Consider the following 14,817-nt stretch of genomic DNA (forward strand, 5'->3'; position numbering starts at 1 on the left):
CCTCGTGACGGCCATCCGCAACGCATTCACCGTCGACGTGGAAGATTACTTCCAGGTGTCGGCGCTCGCGCCCTACATTGCCCGCGCGGACTGGGATCGCATCGAGTGCCGCGTCGAACGCAATGTGGATCGCATCCTCGCGTTGCTCGATGCGTCGGGCAACCGCGCCACCTTTTTCACGCTGGGCTGGATTGCGCAGCGCCACCCGGCGATGGTGCAACGCATCGCCCGCGCCGGGCACGAAATCGCCAGCCACGGCAGTGCGCACCTGCGTGCCACCGACCAGTCGCCGGCCGAGTTCCTCGACGACATTTCGCGTGCCAAGAAGCTGCTGGAAGACATTACCGGCGTCGAAGTGCGCGGTTACCGCGCGCCGAGCTTTTCGATCGGCCACGCAAATCCGTGGGCGCTCGACTGCGTGGCCGAAGCGGGTTATCGCTACAGCTCCAGCATCTATCCGGTCAAGCATGATCACTACGGCATGCCCGACGCGCCGCGCTTTCCATTCGCCTCGCGCGACGGTCTGATGGAAGTGCCGGTCACCACCGTGCGAGTCGGAAGCCGCAATCTGCCGGCCGGAGGCGGCGGCTATTTCAGGCTGCTGCCGTATGCGGCGTCGCGCTGGCTGCTGCAGCAGGTGAACCGGCGCGACGGCCGACCGGCCATGTTCTATTGCCACCCGTGGGAAATCGACGCCGCGCAGCCGCGTGTCGCCGGTGTCGATGCGAAGTCGCGCTTTCGTCACTACATCAACCTCGACCGCACCGAAGGCCGGCTGGCGCGCCTGATGCGCGATTTCCGCTGGGGCCGGATGGACGAGGTGTTTCCGGAGATTGCACGTGCGACCTGAGGCGGAATTCATGACAGCTGCCAGCGTGAGCGTGCGCGCCGCGACCGATGCGGACCGCGCGAACTGGAACGCATTCGTGGAAGCGAGCCCGGCGGCAAGCTTCTTCCACCTGTTCGAGTGGCGCGACATCATGCGCGACGTGTTCGGCCACCGCACGCACTACCTGCTGGCCGAACAGGCCGGGCGCGTCTGCGGCGTGGTGCCGCTGGCGCAGGTCAAGAGCCGGCTGTTCGGACACTCGCTGGTGTCGCTGCCGTTCGGCGTATATGGCGGCGTGGCGGCAGACAACGAATCCGCTGCACTGGCGCTCGAAACCGAAGCGCAGCGCATCGCGCAATCGCTCGGCGTCGACCACCTCGAATTCCGCAACGTCACCGCGCGCCACACCGACTGGCCGACCGAGGACCTGTACGTCACCTTCCGCAAGGAGATCTCGCCCGACGTCGAGGCGAACATGAACGCCATTCCGCGCAAGCAGCGCGCGATGGTGCGCAAGGGCATCAAGAACGGTCTGGTCGCGAAGTTCGATGCCGACAATGCCCGCTTCTTCGAGCTGTATTCGGACAACGTGCATCGTCACGGTACGCCTGCGCTGTCGCGTCGCTACTTCGACACGCTGCGCACCACCTTCGGCGAGCGCTGTTCGGTCATGACGGTCGAAGGGCCGGACGGAGCCTTGCTCAGCAGCGTCATGAGCTTCTACTTCCGCGACGAAATCCTGCCTTACTACGCGGGCGACGCCGAGGCGGCGCGTGATCTGGCCGCGAACGATTTCAAGTACTGGGAACTGATGCGCCACGCCTGCGAGCGCGGCATCCGGGTGTTCGACTACGGCCGCAGCAAGCAGGGCACCGGATCCTATTCGTTCAAGAAAAACTGGGGTTTCGAGCCGGCGCCGCTGCACTACGAGTACTGCCTGTACAGGCGGGACAGCCTGCCGCGCAACAACCCGTCCAATCCCAAGTACAAGCTGATGATCGAAGTCTGGCGCCGCATGCCGCGCAGCTTTGCCAACGTCCTTGGGCCATTCATCGTTCGCAATCTCGGCTGAGTCGGGCGGCCTCATGGAAGCGCTGCTCTTTCTTGCTCATCGCCTGCCTTTTCCACCCAACAAGGGCGACAAGATCCGCTCGTATCACCTGTTGAAGCATCTGGCCCGGCGTTACGAAATTCATGCGGGTACGTTCGTCGATGACGAGGCAGACCTTCCGCATGTGACGACGCTCGCGACAACCTGTGCCCAGCTTCACACGGAGCAGATCCATCCGCGCACCCGCAAACTTGCATCCCTGCGTGCGCTGGCGACCGGCGAATCGCTGAGCGTTGCCTACTATCGCTCGGCGGCGATGCAGCGCTGGGTCGACGACACGATTGCGCGACACGATATCCGCAAGGTGGTCGTCTTCTGTTCGACCATGGCGCAATACCTCGATGGTCATCCGCAATTGAGGCGAATCGTCGATCTGGTCGATGTCGACTCGGAGAAGTGGTCCGAGTACGCAGCACGTCATCGCTGGCCGATGTCCTGGCTTTACCGTCGGGAGGCGCGCACCCTTCTGCAGTACGAGACGCGGGTGGTCGATGCTTCGAACATGAGTCTGCTGGTGACGCCGGCCGAGGTTGCCTTGTTCGAGTCGCTTGCCCCGGCGCTGAGAGGACGCGTTACCGCTGTGCCCAATGGCGTGGACGTCGATTTCTTCCACCCGTCGCAGGTCGGTGCCAACCCGTATCCCGCATCGGGGCAAGCGATCGTATTCACCGGTGCGATGGACTACTGGCCCAATATCGACGCTGCGAGCTGGTTCGCCACCGACGTGATGCCGCTCATCCTCGCCGTGCAGCCTTCGGCGCGTTTCTACATCGTCGGCATGAATCCGGCCGCCGAAGTGCGTGATCTCGAACGCCTTGGTCATGTCACGGTGACCGGGCGGGTGGACGACGTCCGCCCGTGGGTTGCACACGCTGCCTGTGCCGTGGCGCCGCTGCGTGTGGCGCGTGGCATCCAGAACAAGGTGCTTGAAGCGATGGCCATGGCGCGGCCGGTTGTCGTATCGACGACCTGCGCCGGCAGTCTCGACGCCGAAGCGGGCACTGATTTCGCTGTGGCGTCGGATGCCTGCTCGTTTGCCGAAGCCGTACTTTCGCTGTTCGATCCGGCGCATGCAGACACGGTCGGCAGCAGCGCGCGTGCGCGCATCGAACAGGTCTATCGCTGGGACAGCGCGCTGAGTGCCCTGGACGCGTGCCTCGATGCGCCCGCATGCGAGGCGGCCCAGCAATCACTCGACAAGGGAATTCAAATCCATGCTGAACCCGGCATCCTCCGCGCCCGTGGCTGAGGCGCGTCAAATCGCAGGGTCGTGGCGCAGTGCGGGTCCGGTGTTCCTGCTGCTGCTCGCGGTCCTGCTCACGCTGTACCGGGATACGGCCATTTCGATGGCGGAGATCTGGTGGCGATCCGAAACCTTCGCACACGGCCTTCTGGTGGTGCCCATCTTCGCCTGGCTGGCCTGGCGCAAGCGGGAGGCGATTTCGAATGTCTCGCCGCAGCCCTGTCTCTGGGGCCTTGCGGTACTCGCACTCTGTTTGGCTGGCTGGCTGGCTGCGGAAGTCTCTGGTGTTCAGGTGGTACGTCAGCTTTCCTTCGTGGCGTCCATCCCGGCGCTGGTCATTGCCGTGCTGGGCTGGCGCATCGCGTGGGTGATCGCCTACCCGCTGGCATTTTTGTTCCTCGGCGTGCCGATGGGCGAGAACCTGATGCTGCCGCTGATGAATTTCACGGCAGATTTCACCGTAAGTGCGCTGCAACTGATGAACTTCCCGGTCTATCGCGAAGGCACCTTCTTTGAACTGCCCTCTGGCAGCTGGTCGGTAGTCGAGGCCTGCAGCGGGCTGCGCTATCTGATCTCGTCGGTTACCGTCGGCGCGTTGTTCGCCTACGTGAGTTATCGCTCGATTTGGAGACGTGCAGCCTTCATCGTTGCGTCCTTCGTCGTGCCCATCATCGCCAACGGTTTCCGGGCGCTGATGATCGTGCTGCTCGCCCACTATTCCGACATGAAGATCGCGACCGGTGTCGATCACATCATCTACGGCTGGGTGTTCTTCGGCGTCATCATGCTGCTGCTGTTCTGGGTCGGATCATTCTGGCAGGAACGAGAAGCCGAAGATGTTCCGCCACAAGCCGGTTCGGCCGCGTGGCGTACGGTATCGGCGCTGCGGACGGGGGCTGTCGGCATCGGTGCTGCCGTGTTGCTGGCGGGGCCGCCGCTCTATGTCGCGCAACTCGCGCAGCGCCCGCTGCCGCTGTCGCCCGGATTGGTTCTTCCGGTCGAGCTTGGCGATGGCTGGATACTTGATCAGGGGGCTGTGCTGACAGACTGGCGCCCGCGGTTCCAGAATCCGGACCGGCAGACCACCCTGCAGTATCGCCGCAATGACGATGTGATCATCGTGCATCTGGCCTGGTACGGGCGTCAGCGTCAGGACGCCGAACTGATCAACTCCGGCAACTACATGATCGAGCAGGAGCATGACGTGTGGTCGAACGTCGGCGAGCGCATCCTTCCGGTTACGCCCCATGCGCTGCGCGAGACTGAACTGCGCTCATCGCGGCTGCGTCTGCTGATCCACGACTGGTATGTAGTGGGTGATACGCCGACCGCGAACGGCGTCATCGCGAAACTGCTGTTCGCGCGCAATCTGCTGCTGACCGGTGACGATGCGGGTTACGCGGTCGTGCTGTACACACAGAAACTTGAGGATCGTGCGATGTCCCAGGCGCTTCTGCGCGAGTTCGCGGCCCTGCTGGAACCCGGGCTCGAGAAAGCTGTTTCGCCGTGACGCGTATTGTTCATGTCGTTCATCATTTCGGCACGGGTGGCCTGGAGAACGGCATGGTCAACCTGTTCAACAACTTCCCCGAAGGCGAATTCGAACACCATGTGGTGTGCCTGCAGGGGCATTCGGACTTCGTCGAGCGCATCCGGCCCGGCCGCGTGATCTTCCATGACGTGGAGAAAAAGCCGGGCAAGGATCCGGCGCATTACTTCCGCCTGTGGCGTACGCTGCGCGCACTGCGCCCGGACATTCTGCATACCCGCAACCTGTCTGCGATAGAGGGCGTTCTTGTCGGCTGGCTGGCCGGGGTGCCGATACGTGTGCATGGCGAACACGGTCGCGATGTATTCGACCTCGATGGGAGCAACGTGCGCTACAACCGCCTGCGCCGCATCGCCCGTCCGTTCGTGCACCGATATCTGACGGTCAGCCGCGATCTGCAGAACTGGCTGGTGGACGCCATCGGCGTCGAGGCGTCGCGCGTGACGCAGATCTACAACGGTGTCGACAAGCAGCGTTTCAGTCCACCTGCCGTCCGATCGCGCGATCTGTTGCCGGAAGGCTTCCGGCAGGACTGCTTCGTGATCGGCAGTGTGGGGCGCATGGTGGGCGTGAAGGACTATCCGACGCTCGTGTCAGCCTTCATCCGTGCCTGTGCGCAGCCGGGTGGTGATGCCTTGCGCCTTGTGATCATCGGAGATGGCGTTGCTCGCCAGCCCTGCCAGCGCATGGTCGACGACGCCGGACGGGCTGCGCAGGTGTGGTTTCCCGGCGAGCGCAGCGATATTCCCGCACTGATGAAGTGCTTCGATCTTTTCGTGCTGCCCTCTCTGGGCGAGGGCATTTCGAACACGATTCTCGAAGCCATGGCGTGTGGTTTGCCCATCGTATCGACCCGGGTCGGCGGCACGCTGGAACTGGTCGATGATGCGGTCAATGGTCGCTTGTTCGACCCCGGTGACGTTGCCGCCCTGTCTTCGATCATCGGACATTACGCAGCCGAACCTGCGCTGCTCGCCGCGCACGGCAGTGCGTCACGGCAGAAAATCGAGTCGTCCTTTAGCATTGAAGCGATGGTTGCGGCTTACCGTAATACCTATCTCACGCTGTCGGGCAAGCAAGGTCGTCCTGGCGCATCCACCACCTGATCGGATCCTCCTGCATGTGCGGTTTCGTTGGCATTTTCGACACGCGCAACCGTCGCGACATCGCGCGTGACGTACTGCACCGGATGAACGAGTCGCAGCATCACCGCGGCCCGGACGAAGGTGACCTGCACATCGAGCCCGGTGTCGGGCTCGGACATCGCCGCCTGTCCATCATCGACGTCGCGAGCGGCCAGCAGCCGCTGGCCAACGAAGACGGATCGGTCATCGTCGTGTTCAACGGCGAGATCTACAACTTCCAGTCGCTCATTCCCGAACTGACGGCGCTGGGTCATACCTTCCGCACACGCAGCGACACCGAAGTGATCGTGCATGCGTGGGAGCAGTGGGGCGAAGACTGCGTGCAGCGCTTCCGCGGCATGTTCGCGTTCGCGCTGTTCGACCGCAACACCGGTACGCTTTTCCTCGCCCGCGACCGACTCGGCGTCAAGCCGCTCTTCTATGCCTTGCTGCCGGACGGCCAGCTCATCTTCGGATCGGAACTGAAGGCCCTGACCGCGCATGGCGGTTTGTCGCTCGCGCTTGATCCGCATGCCGTCGAGGAATACTTCGCGCTCGGCTATGTCGCCGATCCGCGTACCATCTACCGCCACGCGTTCAAGCTGGAACCGGCGCACAGCCTGTGCATCCGGCGCGGAGAGGTCGCACCGGCGCCACGTCGCTATTGGGACGTGGATTTCGGTTCGGTCATTGCCATCGACGAGGTGGAAGCGGAGGAAGAACTGATCCGCCGCCTGCGCGAGTCGGTCGGCCTGCGCATGATTTCCGAAGTGCCGCTCGGTGCGTTCCTGTCGGGTGGTGTCGATTCGAGTGCCGTGGTTGCGATGATGGCCCAGGCGTCGGACACGCCCGTGAACACCTGTGCCATCGCTTTCGACGATCCGGCGTTCGACGAATCCCGATTCGCCCAGCAGGTGGCTGACCGCTACCACACCAATCATCGCGTCGAAATGGTCGCGTCCGACGACTTCGATCTCATCGATACGCTGGCCTGGCTCTATGACGAGCCATACGCCGACAGTTCGGCGCTGCCGACCTATCGTGTGTGCCAGCTGGCGCGCAAGCACGTCACCGTTGCACTGTCGGGCGATGGCGGTGATGAAAGCTTCGGTGGCTACCGCCGCTACCGGCTGCACACGATGGAGGAACAGCTGCGCTCGCGCCTGCCGCTGGGCCTGCGCCGCCCGCTGTTCGGCACGCTCGGCCAGCTTTATCCGAAGGCCGACTGGGCACCGCGCGTGTTCCGCGCCAAGAGCACCTTCGAATCGTTGGCCCGCACGTCCGTCGAAGCCTATTTCCACTCTGTTTCCATCCTGCGCGATCCGATGCGCCGACAGCTCTTCAGCCCTCGCATGAAAGCGGAACTCGGCGGCTACAACGCGGTGGAGGTGTTTCACCGTCACGCGGCGCGGCATCGTTCGGACGAGCCGCTGTCACTGATCCAGTACCTCGACCTGAATACCTATCTCGTGGGCGACATCAACACCAAGGTCGACCGCGCAAGCATGGCGCATTCGCTCGAAGTGCGCGAACCGCTGATGGACCATCCGCTGGTGGAATGGCTCGCCACGCTGCCGGCATCGCTGAAGATCCGCGGACAGGAAGGCAAGTATCTGCTGAAGAAGTCGCTTGAGCCGCATCTGCCGCACGACATCATGTATCGCCCGAAGATGGGCTTTTCGGTGCCGCTCGCGCGCTGGTTCCGCGGCCCGCTGAAGCAGCGCGTGCGCGACGCGGTGCTCGGCAGCCGGCTGGCCGATACGGGCTGGTTCAACCGCCCGTATCTGGAGCATCTGGTGGATGCCCATCAATCCGGGCGCAGCGACTACAGCGCATCGCTGTGGATCCTGCTGATGTTCGACGCTTTCCTGCGAAATCAGGAGCGTCAGGGCAGACCGGCAGTGGAGCGGGTTGCATGACCGCTGCAGCGGCACCTCGCGGCGGATTCCTGCAACCGATACACCAGTTCCGAGCGATCGCGATAGTTCTCATCGTCGGTGCGCACGTGCTGCCCGTCGTCGAATGGAAATCGCATCTGGCCGAGCGACTCGTCGCCGGATTCACGAATGAGTCCTCGACCTTCTTCATGTTCATCTCGGGTTTCCTGTTCCAGCACCTGAGTCAGCGTTTCGAGTACCGGCGCTACCTGTGGACCAAGTTTCTCAATGTCATCCTTCCCTACCTGCTGCTTTCGCTGCCGGCCATCGCGATGTTTGTGTTCGTCACCCAGCGCAGCGGCTTGTGGCCCGGCTTCTACGACATGCCGAAATGGCAGCAGATCGCCATGTTCGTGCTGACCGGCAAACATCTGGCCCCGATGTGGTTCATTCCGCTGATGGCTCTGTTCTACCTTGTCGCGCCGCTGCTTGTCTGGGCGGACCGTCATGCGCGCAGCCTGTATTGGCTCATCCTGCCACTGCTGGTCTTCTCGGCACTGTCCGGACGTGGCGGCCAGTACGGACCGATCAGCATGTTCGTGTACTTCCTGCCGGTCTATCTTTTCGGCATGGTGTGCGCCCGGTATCGCGAGCGCGTGCTCGATTTGACCGAAAGGGCGCTGCTGCCGCTGTCCGCGTGCGCGCTCGTCCTCTACGCCCTGTTCGTCGCCGAGGTGCCGCTCGGTTTCACGATTCAGACCGTGCTCAAGCCAGTCATGATTCCGCTGATACTGTGGGCGCTTTTTCGCTGGGGAGGGCGGTTCGGCACGAAGCTGGACTACCTTGCGGAGATCAGTTTCGGCATTTTTTTCGTACATGCCTACTTCATCGCTGCCGCCCGGCTTGTGCTTGCCGGCAAGTCCGATACGCCCGGCACAGTGATTTCGCATGAAGTGCTTCTGCAGGGGGATCTCTTCATGTTCGTGGTTGCCATGTTTGTGGTGATTCTCGGTTCGATGGCGTTCATCCGGCTCGCTCAGCACCTGTTCGGACGACACAGCCGGATGCTTGTTGGAGCGTGAAAGCGATGCGTATTCTTCATGTGCTCGATCACTCGATTCCGCTGCACAGCGGGTATACCTTCCGTACCGCGGCCATCCTGCGCGAACAGCGCAGACTGGGCTGGGACACGCACCATGTGACCGGCGTCAAGCACACCGCCTCGGGGCCGCCGGTCGAAGAGGTCGACGGCCTGACCTTCCATCGCACGCCGTGGACCCCCGGCCCGCTGGACAACATTCCTGTGTTGCGTGAGCGCGCCCAGATGCGCGCCCTTGAAAGGCGCCTGCTGGAAGTCGCGACAGAACTCAAGCCGGACGTGCTCCATGCGCACTCACCGGTGCTGAACGCCTTTCCGGCCCTGCAGGTCGGGCGGCGGCTTGGCATTCCGGTCGTGTACGAAATCCGTGCCTTCTGGGAAGACGCGGCAGTCGACCATGGCACGACCACGGAAGGCAGCCTGCGCTACCGCTCCACCCGCATGATGGAAACCCGCGCCGTCCAGAAGGTCGACGCCGTGACGACCATCTGCGAAGGGCTGCGCCGCGACCTCGTCGCGCGCGGCGTACCCGAATCGAAGATCACCGTGATTCCCAATGCGGTCGACGTGGACAATTTCGCCTTCGGCGTCGCCGGCGATGACGCCCTGCGCGCGCAGCTCGGCCTGTCCGGCAAGCGCGTGCTCGGCTTCATCGGTTCGTTCTATGCGTATGAAGGGCTGGACCTGCTGCTGCGCGCCTTGCCGGCCATCCTGCGTTCTGCACCCGATGTCGCCCTGTTGCTGACCGGTGGCGGTCCGCAGGAAGACAACCTGAAGCGGCTTGCACACGAACTCGGCCTGCAGGATCACGTGATCTTTACCGGTCGCGTGCCGCACGGCGATGTGCAGCGTTATTACAACCTGGTTGATGTGCTGGTGTATCCGCGACATTCGATGCGCCTGACCGAACTGGTGACGCCACTCAAGCCGCTGGAAGCAATGGCGCAGGGCCGGCTGCTGGTGGCGTCGGATGTGGGCGGTCACCGCGAACTGATCCGTGACGGCGAGACCGGCGTGCTGTTCCGTGCAGGCGATGCGGACGATCTTGCGCGCAGCGTGCTGCAGCTGCTCGGCATGCATGAGCGCTGGCCGCAACTGCGCGCCGCGGGACGGCAGTTCGTCGAAAGCGAGCGCACCTGGGCGGCATCGGTCGCACGCTACCGCGACGTCTATGCGTCGCTCACCGGCCGGGCGGCTGCATGACGCAGGCGCTGCCGCACCTCGTCGTGTTCTCGACGCTTTTTCCGAACGGTGCGCAGCCGCAGGCCGGTGTGTTCATCCGCGAGCGCATGTTCCGGGTCGGTCGCCAGTTGCCACTGACGGTCGTGGCGCCGGTACCCTGGTTTCCGCTGCAGTCGCTGTTGCGATATCTGCGTCCGCATTTCCGGCCGGATGTACCGGCAGTCGAGGTGCAGCAGGGCGTGACCGTGCTGCATCCGCGCTTTCTTTCGGTACCCGGCCTGTTCAAGCGACTGGACGGTCTTTTTATGGCGCTCGGTGCTTACCGTGCGCTGGGCCGCCTGCAGAAGCAGGGCCGGCTCGATGTGCTCGATGCGCATTTCGGCTATCCGGATGGCTACGCCGCCAGCCTGCTGGCACGCTGGCTTGATTGTCCTTTCACCATCACGCTGCGCGGCACCGAAACGCGCCACGCCCGCACGTCCGGTCTGTCGTCCAGATTGCGTCAGGCGCTCGATCGCGCCGACCGCGTGTTTTCGGTGTCCGCGTCCCTGATCGAAATTGCGGCCGGTCTCGGCGTCGACCGGGCGAAACTGCAGGTGGTGGGCAACGGCGTCGATACCGGAAAGTTCTTTCCGATCGACAAGGCCTCCGCGCGACGCGAACTGTCGATTCCGGACGATGCAAAGGTACTGATCAGCGTCGGCGGCCTGACCGAACGCAAGGGCTTTCATCGGGTGATCGAACAGTTGCCGGCGCTGCGGCGCGAGTTTCCGGGTCTGCTGTACCTGATCGTTGGTGGTGCCAGCGCCGAAGGCGACTGGGGGCCGCGCCTGAAGGCGCAAGTTGCCGATCTGGGTCTGGCGGAGTGTGTGCGCTTTCTGGGCACGCTGCCGCCGGAAGCGCTCAAGCAACCCTTGTCGGCGGCCGATGTATTCGTGCTGGCGACCCGCAACGAAGGGTGGGCCAATGTGTTTCTGGAAGCCATGGCCTGCCGCCTGCCGGTTGTTGCCACCGATGTCGGCGGCAACCGCGAGGTGGTATGTCGCGACGATCTGGGTGCGATCGTTCCCTTTGATGACGGGCCGGCGCTGCAGGAAGCGTTGAGACAGGCGCTGGCGCGCGACTGGGACCGTGACCGCATTCTTGCCTACGCGAAGGAGAACGAATGGGACGGACGCGTCGCGACGCTGGTTGCAGCGTTCCGCGAGTTGTTCGCCGATCGGAATGCGCGTGGCACACAGGGAGACATCGGAGTTGGCTGAAGCGTCCTACTGGAAAAATGCGTGCGAACAGATCGAATATCGTACGCTGCTCGCCCGAAAATGGCTGGCGCATCGCGCGCCGCGCGAGGCACAGCCACGCCGGCACGTTTTTGTGGGTGGTATGCAGCGCTCCGGTACCAACATGCTGATGGATCTGATCGAGCGCAGCATGCAGACGGATGTCTTCCACGAGCGAGATCCGCGCGCATTCGACAACTACATCATGCGTGATCCGGATGTGATCCGCTCGCTGATCAATCAGTCGCGCGCGCCTCATTTCGTCATCAAGTGCCTGTGCGAGCTCGATCGCTTGCCTGCGCTGATGGATGAGTTCACGCCATCGAAGGGCTTGTGGATCGTCCGCGAGTATCGCGATGCGGTGAACTCGGCACTGGTGTCCTTCAGCCGCTTCACGCAGCAGGTCGAGCGGGTTGCCAAGGGCCAGGCCGACGGCGAATGGTTTGCCGGCGGCATGTCCGACGAAACGAAGCGCCTCGTGCGCGAACTCTGGCACGCCGACATGAATGAAGCGACTGCTGGCGCGTTGATCTGGTACTTCCGCAATCTGCTGTATTTCCAGATGGCGCTGGATCGTGATCCGCGAGTCAAGCTTCTGTCCTATGAGGCGCTGGTGACCCAGCCCGCCAAGGAATGCGAACAGGTATTCGATTTTCTCGGTCTGCCCTTTTCGCCTTTCATCACGAGCAAGGTGTTCGCCAGTTCGATCAGCAAGAAGAACCCGCCACCCGTCGCCGACGAGGTGGCACGATTGTGTGATGACCTGATGCAGCGCTTTTCCGCAGTGAGGAATGCGCATGGCTGATCTTCGTACCAGCCTGGTGTCGCACGTCGTTTTTCCGTTGCAGGAAAGGCTGAAGAAGCACACGACCGTGGCCGACCGGCAGGCGCTGGAGGCGTCGCAGTGGTGGCCGCACGAGCGATTGCAGCAGCTGCGTACGGATCGCCTCCGCGCGCTGCTCGTGCAGGCTGGCGCGCATGTCCCTTATTACCGAGCGCTGTTTGCCGGCATCGGCTTCGACCCCACCGCAGTGACTTCGCTGGATGATCTGCAGAAACTTCCCTTCCTGGACAAATCGCTCATCCGCGCGAATACCGACGCGCTGAAGGCGGACAATGCGCGCGGGCTGGCCCGGTTCAATACCGGCGGCTCGAGTGGTGTTCCGCTCATCTTCTACATCGGTCGCGAGCGCGTCAGCCGCGACGTGGCCGCGAAGTGGCGGGCGACGCGCTGGTGGGGCGTCGACATCGGCGATCCGGAAGTTGTGTTGTGGGGAAGTCCGATCGAGCTCGGCGCGCAGGATCGCGTGCGCCGGATGCGCGACGCCCTGATGCGGACCAGCTTGTTGCCGGCGTTCGAAATGTCGGACGCAAAGGTCGGGCAGTTCATCGACCATATCCGCAAGGCTCGCCCGCGCATGCTTTTCGGCTATCCGTCAGCGTTTGCGCACATCGCTGCGTATGCGCGGCGCACCGGTCGATCGCTCGACGATGTCGGGATCAAGGTCGTCTTCGTCACCTCGGAGCGGCTGTACGACCATCAGCGCGAACTGATCGAACAGACCTTCGGTTGTCCGGTGGCCAACGGTTACGGCGGTCGCGATGCGGGTTTCATTGCACACCAGTGCCCGGCCGGCGCCATGCACATCACGGCCGAAGACATCGTGCTCGAGATCATCGATCGCGAAGGTCGAGTGCTGCCGCTCGGCGAATCCGGCGAAATCGTCGTCACGCACCTGGCGACGGGCGAATTTCCCTTCGTGCGTTATCGCACTGGCGACGTCGGCGTGCTTGGCGCGCAGCCCTGTACTTGCGGACGCACCCTGCCGGTGCTCAGCGAAGTCCAGGGGCGCAGCACCGACTTCATCGTCGCAAAGGACGGCACGGTGATGCACGGGCTGGCGCTGATCTACATCGTGCGCGACATGCCGGGCGTGGCAGGCTTTCGCATCGAACAGGAAAGTCTGGACCTGACCCGCGTGAAGGTGGTCAGCGAAGCGGATTTTCCGGCGGATGGCGATGCACGCATCCGCGACGGCATGAAGGCGCGGCTCGGGGCGTCGGTCGAGATCGAGGTCGAACATGTGGCGAAGATCGAGGCCGAAGGATCGGGCAAGTTCCGCTACGTCGTGAGCCGGGTCAGCGTGTGAGCGGCGCCTACCGACATGCGTGACATCGCCGTTTCGCTTGCCGTTTTCGGCATGCTGCCCTTCATTCTGCGCCACCCGTGGATAGGCATTCTTGTCTACACCTGGCTCAGCCTGATGAATCCGCACAGACTTGCCTACGGCTTTTCGCTGAGCTTTCCATTTGCGATGATCGTCGCGCTGACCACACTGGTCGCTCTTCTTTTTTCAAAGGAAATCAAGAAGATAATCTGGACGCGTGAAACTGTATTGCTGCTGCTGCTCATTCTGTGGATGTGCATCACGACGATATCCGCGATGTATCCGACGCTGGCCCAGAACCAGCTCGAGAAGGTGCTGAAGATCCAGCTGATGATTTTCGTCGCCCTGGTGGTGATGCGCAGCTTCAATCGCATTGAGGCGCTGCTCTGGGTGTCTGCGGCATCGATCGGCTTCTACGGTTTCAAGGGCGGCATCTTCACGTTGCTGCGCGGCGGTGTATTCAGGGTGCAGGGACCGCCAGGCACCTTCATCGGTGGCAACAACGAAATCGGACTGGCGCTGGCGATGACGGTTCCGCTTCTCTATTTCATGCGTTCGCGCGTGGCCAACCCGCTTTTGAAGCTCTTCATGACGACCTGGGTCGTGCTGACCGCATTCGCTGCCATCGGCACACAGTCGCGTGGAGCGCTGCTGGGCATGGCGGCGATGACGATCTTCGTCTGGATCAACAGCCGGAACAAGATCATTACTGCCATCCTGGTCGGCCTGACCGGTTATGCCATCGCGAACTTCATGCCGGAATCGTGGTACGCGCGGATGAGCACCATCGAAACCCATGAGGAAGACAAGTCGGCGCAGGGGCGGGTCAATGCCTGGTGGACCAGCTGGAACATGGCGCAGGACCGTCCGTTCGGCGGAGGGTTTGATTGCTGGCAATCGCCTACATTTGCGCTCTATGCGCCCGATCCGACCAACGTCCGCGAAGTTCATAGCGTCATCTTCGAAGTGCTTGGAGAGCATGGCTTCGTCGGCCTGGCGATATTCGTGATGCTTGGTCTGGGTACCTGGCTGAGCGCTGGATGGACCGCCCGTCGCGCCCGGAAGATTCCCGACATCAAATGGGTATCCGACATGATGCGCATGGTGCAGGTCAGTCTTGTCGCGTACGCAACGGCAGGGCTGTTCCTGGGCCTGGCCTATTTCGACTATTACTACACGCTGATCGTCATCGTGATCACCTCGCAATGGCTGGTGAAGCGTCGTTTGGCGGATCTGCCCGACGAACAGTGGGCACTCGCCCGTCCGGAGGGACTGCTTCCGGGCGGGAGGCTGCCGTTCCGTCTGCCTTGGCAGAAGCCGGCCGGCAAGCCGGTCGCCTGACGACAACGAGCAGC

At 62.9% G+C, this 14,817-nt stretch carries 12 protein-coding genes; all 12 read left to right on the top strand.

Features of this window, described 5'->3' with window-relative positions:
- Window positions 1-4 precede the first annotated feature (4 nt).
- From NMQ16_RS04615 to NMQ16_RS04670, 12 genes are read left to right on the top strand one after another with little or no spacing between them, the layout of a single operon-like run.
- The gene (locus NMQ16_RS04615) at window positions 5-850 is read left to right on the top strand and encodes an XrtA system polysaccharide deacetylase (RefSeq protein WP_373566755.1); all 846 of its coding nucleotides are present in this window, start codon (window positions 5-7) and stop codon (window positions 848-850) included.
- Complete coding sequence (locus tag NMQ16_RS04620; protein ID WP_257079332.1) at window positions 840-1,901, top strand: FemAB family XrtA/PEP-CTERM system-associated protein; 1,062 nt, start codon at window positions 840-842, stop codon at window positions 1,899-1,901. Before NMQ16_RS04615 ends, NMQ16_RS04620 begins: the two co-directional genes overlap by 11 nt.
- Window positions 1,902-1,914: 13 nt before the next feature.
- Complete coding sequence (locus NMQ16_RS04625) at window positions 1,915-3,189, top strand: TIGR03087 family PEP-CTERM/XrtA system glycosyltransferase (RefSeq protein ID WP_257079333.1); 1,275 nt, start codon at window positions 1,915-1,917, stop codon at window positions 3,187-3,189.
- Window positions 3,190-3,229: 40 nt separating this feature from the next.
- Entirely contained in the window at window positions 3,230-4,693 is a 1,464-nt protein-coding gene (gene xrtA / locus NMQ16_RS04630) for an exosortase A (protein WP_373566756.1), read from the top strand.
- Window positions 4,690-5,838 (top strand): TIGR03088 family PEP-CTERM/XrtA system glycosyltransferase, encoded by a 1,149-nt coding sequence (locus tag NMQ16_RS04635; protein ID WP_257079335.1) that lies wholly within the window; start codon window positions 4,690-4,692, stop codon window positions 5,836-5,838. The genes xrtA and NMQ16_RS04635 overlap by 4 nt, the downstream gene beginning before the upstream one ends.
- A 14-nt stretch (window positions 5,839-5,852) precedes the next feature.
- The gene (locus NMQ16_RS04640) at window positions 5,853-7,775 is read left to right on the top strand and encodes an XrtA/PEP-CTERM system amidotransferase (RefSeq protein WP_257079336.1); all 1,923 of its coding nucleotides are present in this window, start codon (window positions 5,853-5,855) and stop codon (window positions 7,773-7,775) included.
- Window positions 7,772-8,815 carry an acyltransferase gene (locus tag NMQ16_RS04645; RefSeq protein ID WP_257079337.1) on the top strand — a complete coding sequence of 348 codons (1,044 nt, stop codon included), beginning with the start codon at window positions 7,772-7,774 and terminating at the stop codon, window positions 8,813-8,815. Before NMQ16_RS04640 ends, NMQ16_RS04645 begins: the two co-directional genes overlap by 4 nt.
- 5 nt (window positions 8,816-8,820) lie before the next feature.
- Window positions 8,821-10,035: a TIGR04063 family PEP-CTERM/XrtA system glycosyltransferase gene (locus NMQ16_RS04650; RefSeq protein WP_257079338.1), complete on the top strand. Its 1,215-nt coding sequence runs from the start codon at window positions 8,821-8,823 to the stop codon at window positions 10,033-10,035.
- Entirely contained in the window at window positions 10,032-11,276 is a 1,245-nt protein-coding gene (locus tag NMQ16_RS04655; protein ID WP_257079339.1) for a glycosyltransferase, read from the top strand. The genes NMQ16_RS04650 and NMQ16_RS04655 overlap by 4 nt, the downstream gene beginning before the upstream one ends.
- Entirely contained in the window at window positions 11,269-12,099 is an 831-nt protein-coding gene (locus tag NMQ16_RS04660; protein ID WP_257079340.1) for a sulfotransferase, read from the top strand. Before NMQ16_RS04655 ends, NMQ16_RS04660 begins: the two co-directional genes overlap by 8 nt.
- Complete coding sequence (locus tag NMQ16_RS04665; RefSeq protein ID WP_257079341.1) at window positions 12,092-13,444, top strand: phenylacetate--CoA ligase family protein; 1,353 nt, start codon at window positions 12,092-12,094, stop codon at window positions 13,442-13,444. Before NMQ16_RS04660 ends, NMQ16_RS04665 begins: the two co-directional genes overlap by 8 nt.
- A 15-nt stretch (window positions 13,445-13,459) precedes the next feature.
- Complete coding sequence (locus tag NMQ16_RS04670) at window positions 13,460-14,803, top strand: putative O-glycosylation ligase, exosortase A system-associated (RefSeq protein WP_257079342.1); 1,344 nt, start codon at window positions 13,460-13,462, stop codon at window positions 14,801-14,803.
- Window positions 14,804-14,817: the final 14 nt, after the last annotated feature.

Source organism: Methyloversatilis sp. XJ19-49 (assembly GCF_024580145.1).
In the GTDB taxonomy this organism is placed as follows: Bacteria; Pseudomonadota; Gammaproteobacteria; order Burkholderiales; family Rhodocyclaceae; genus Methyloversatilis.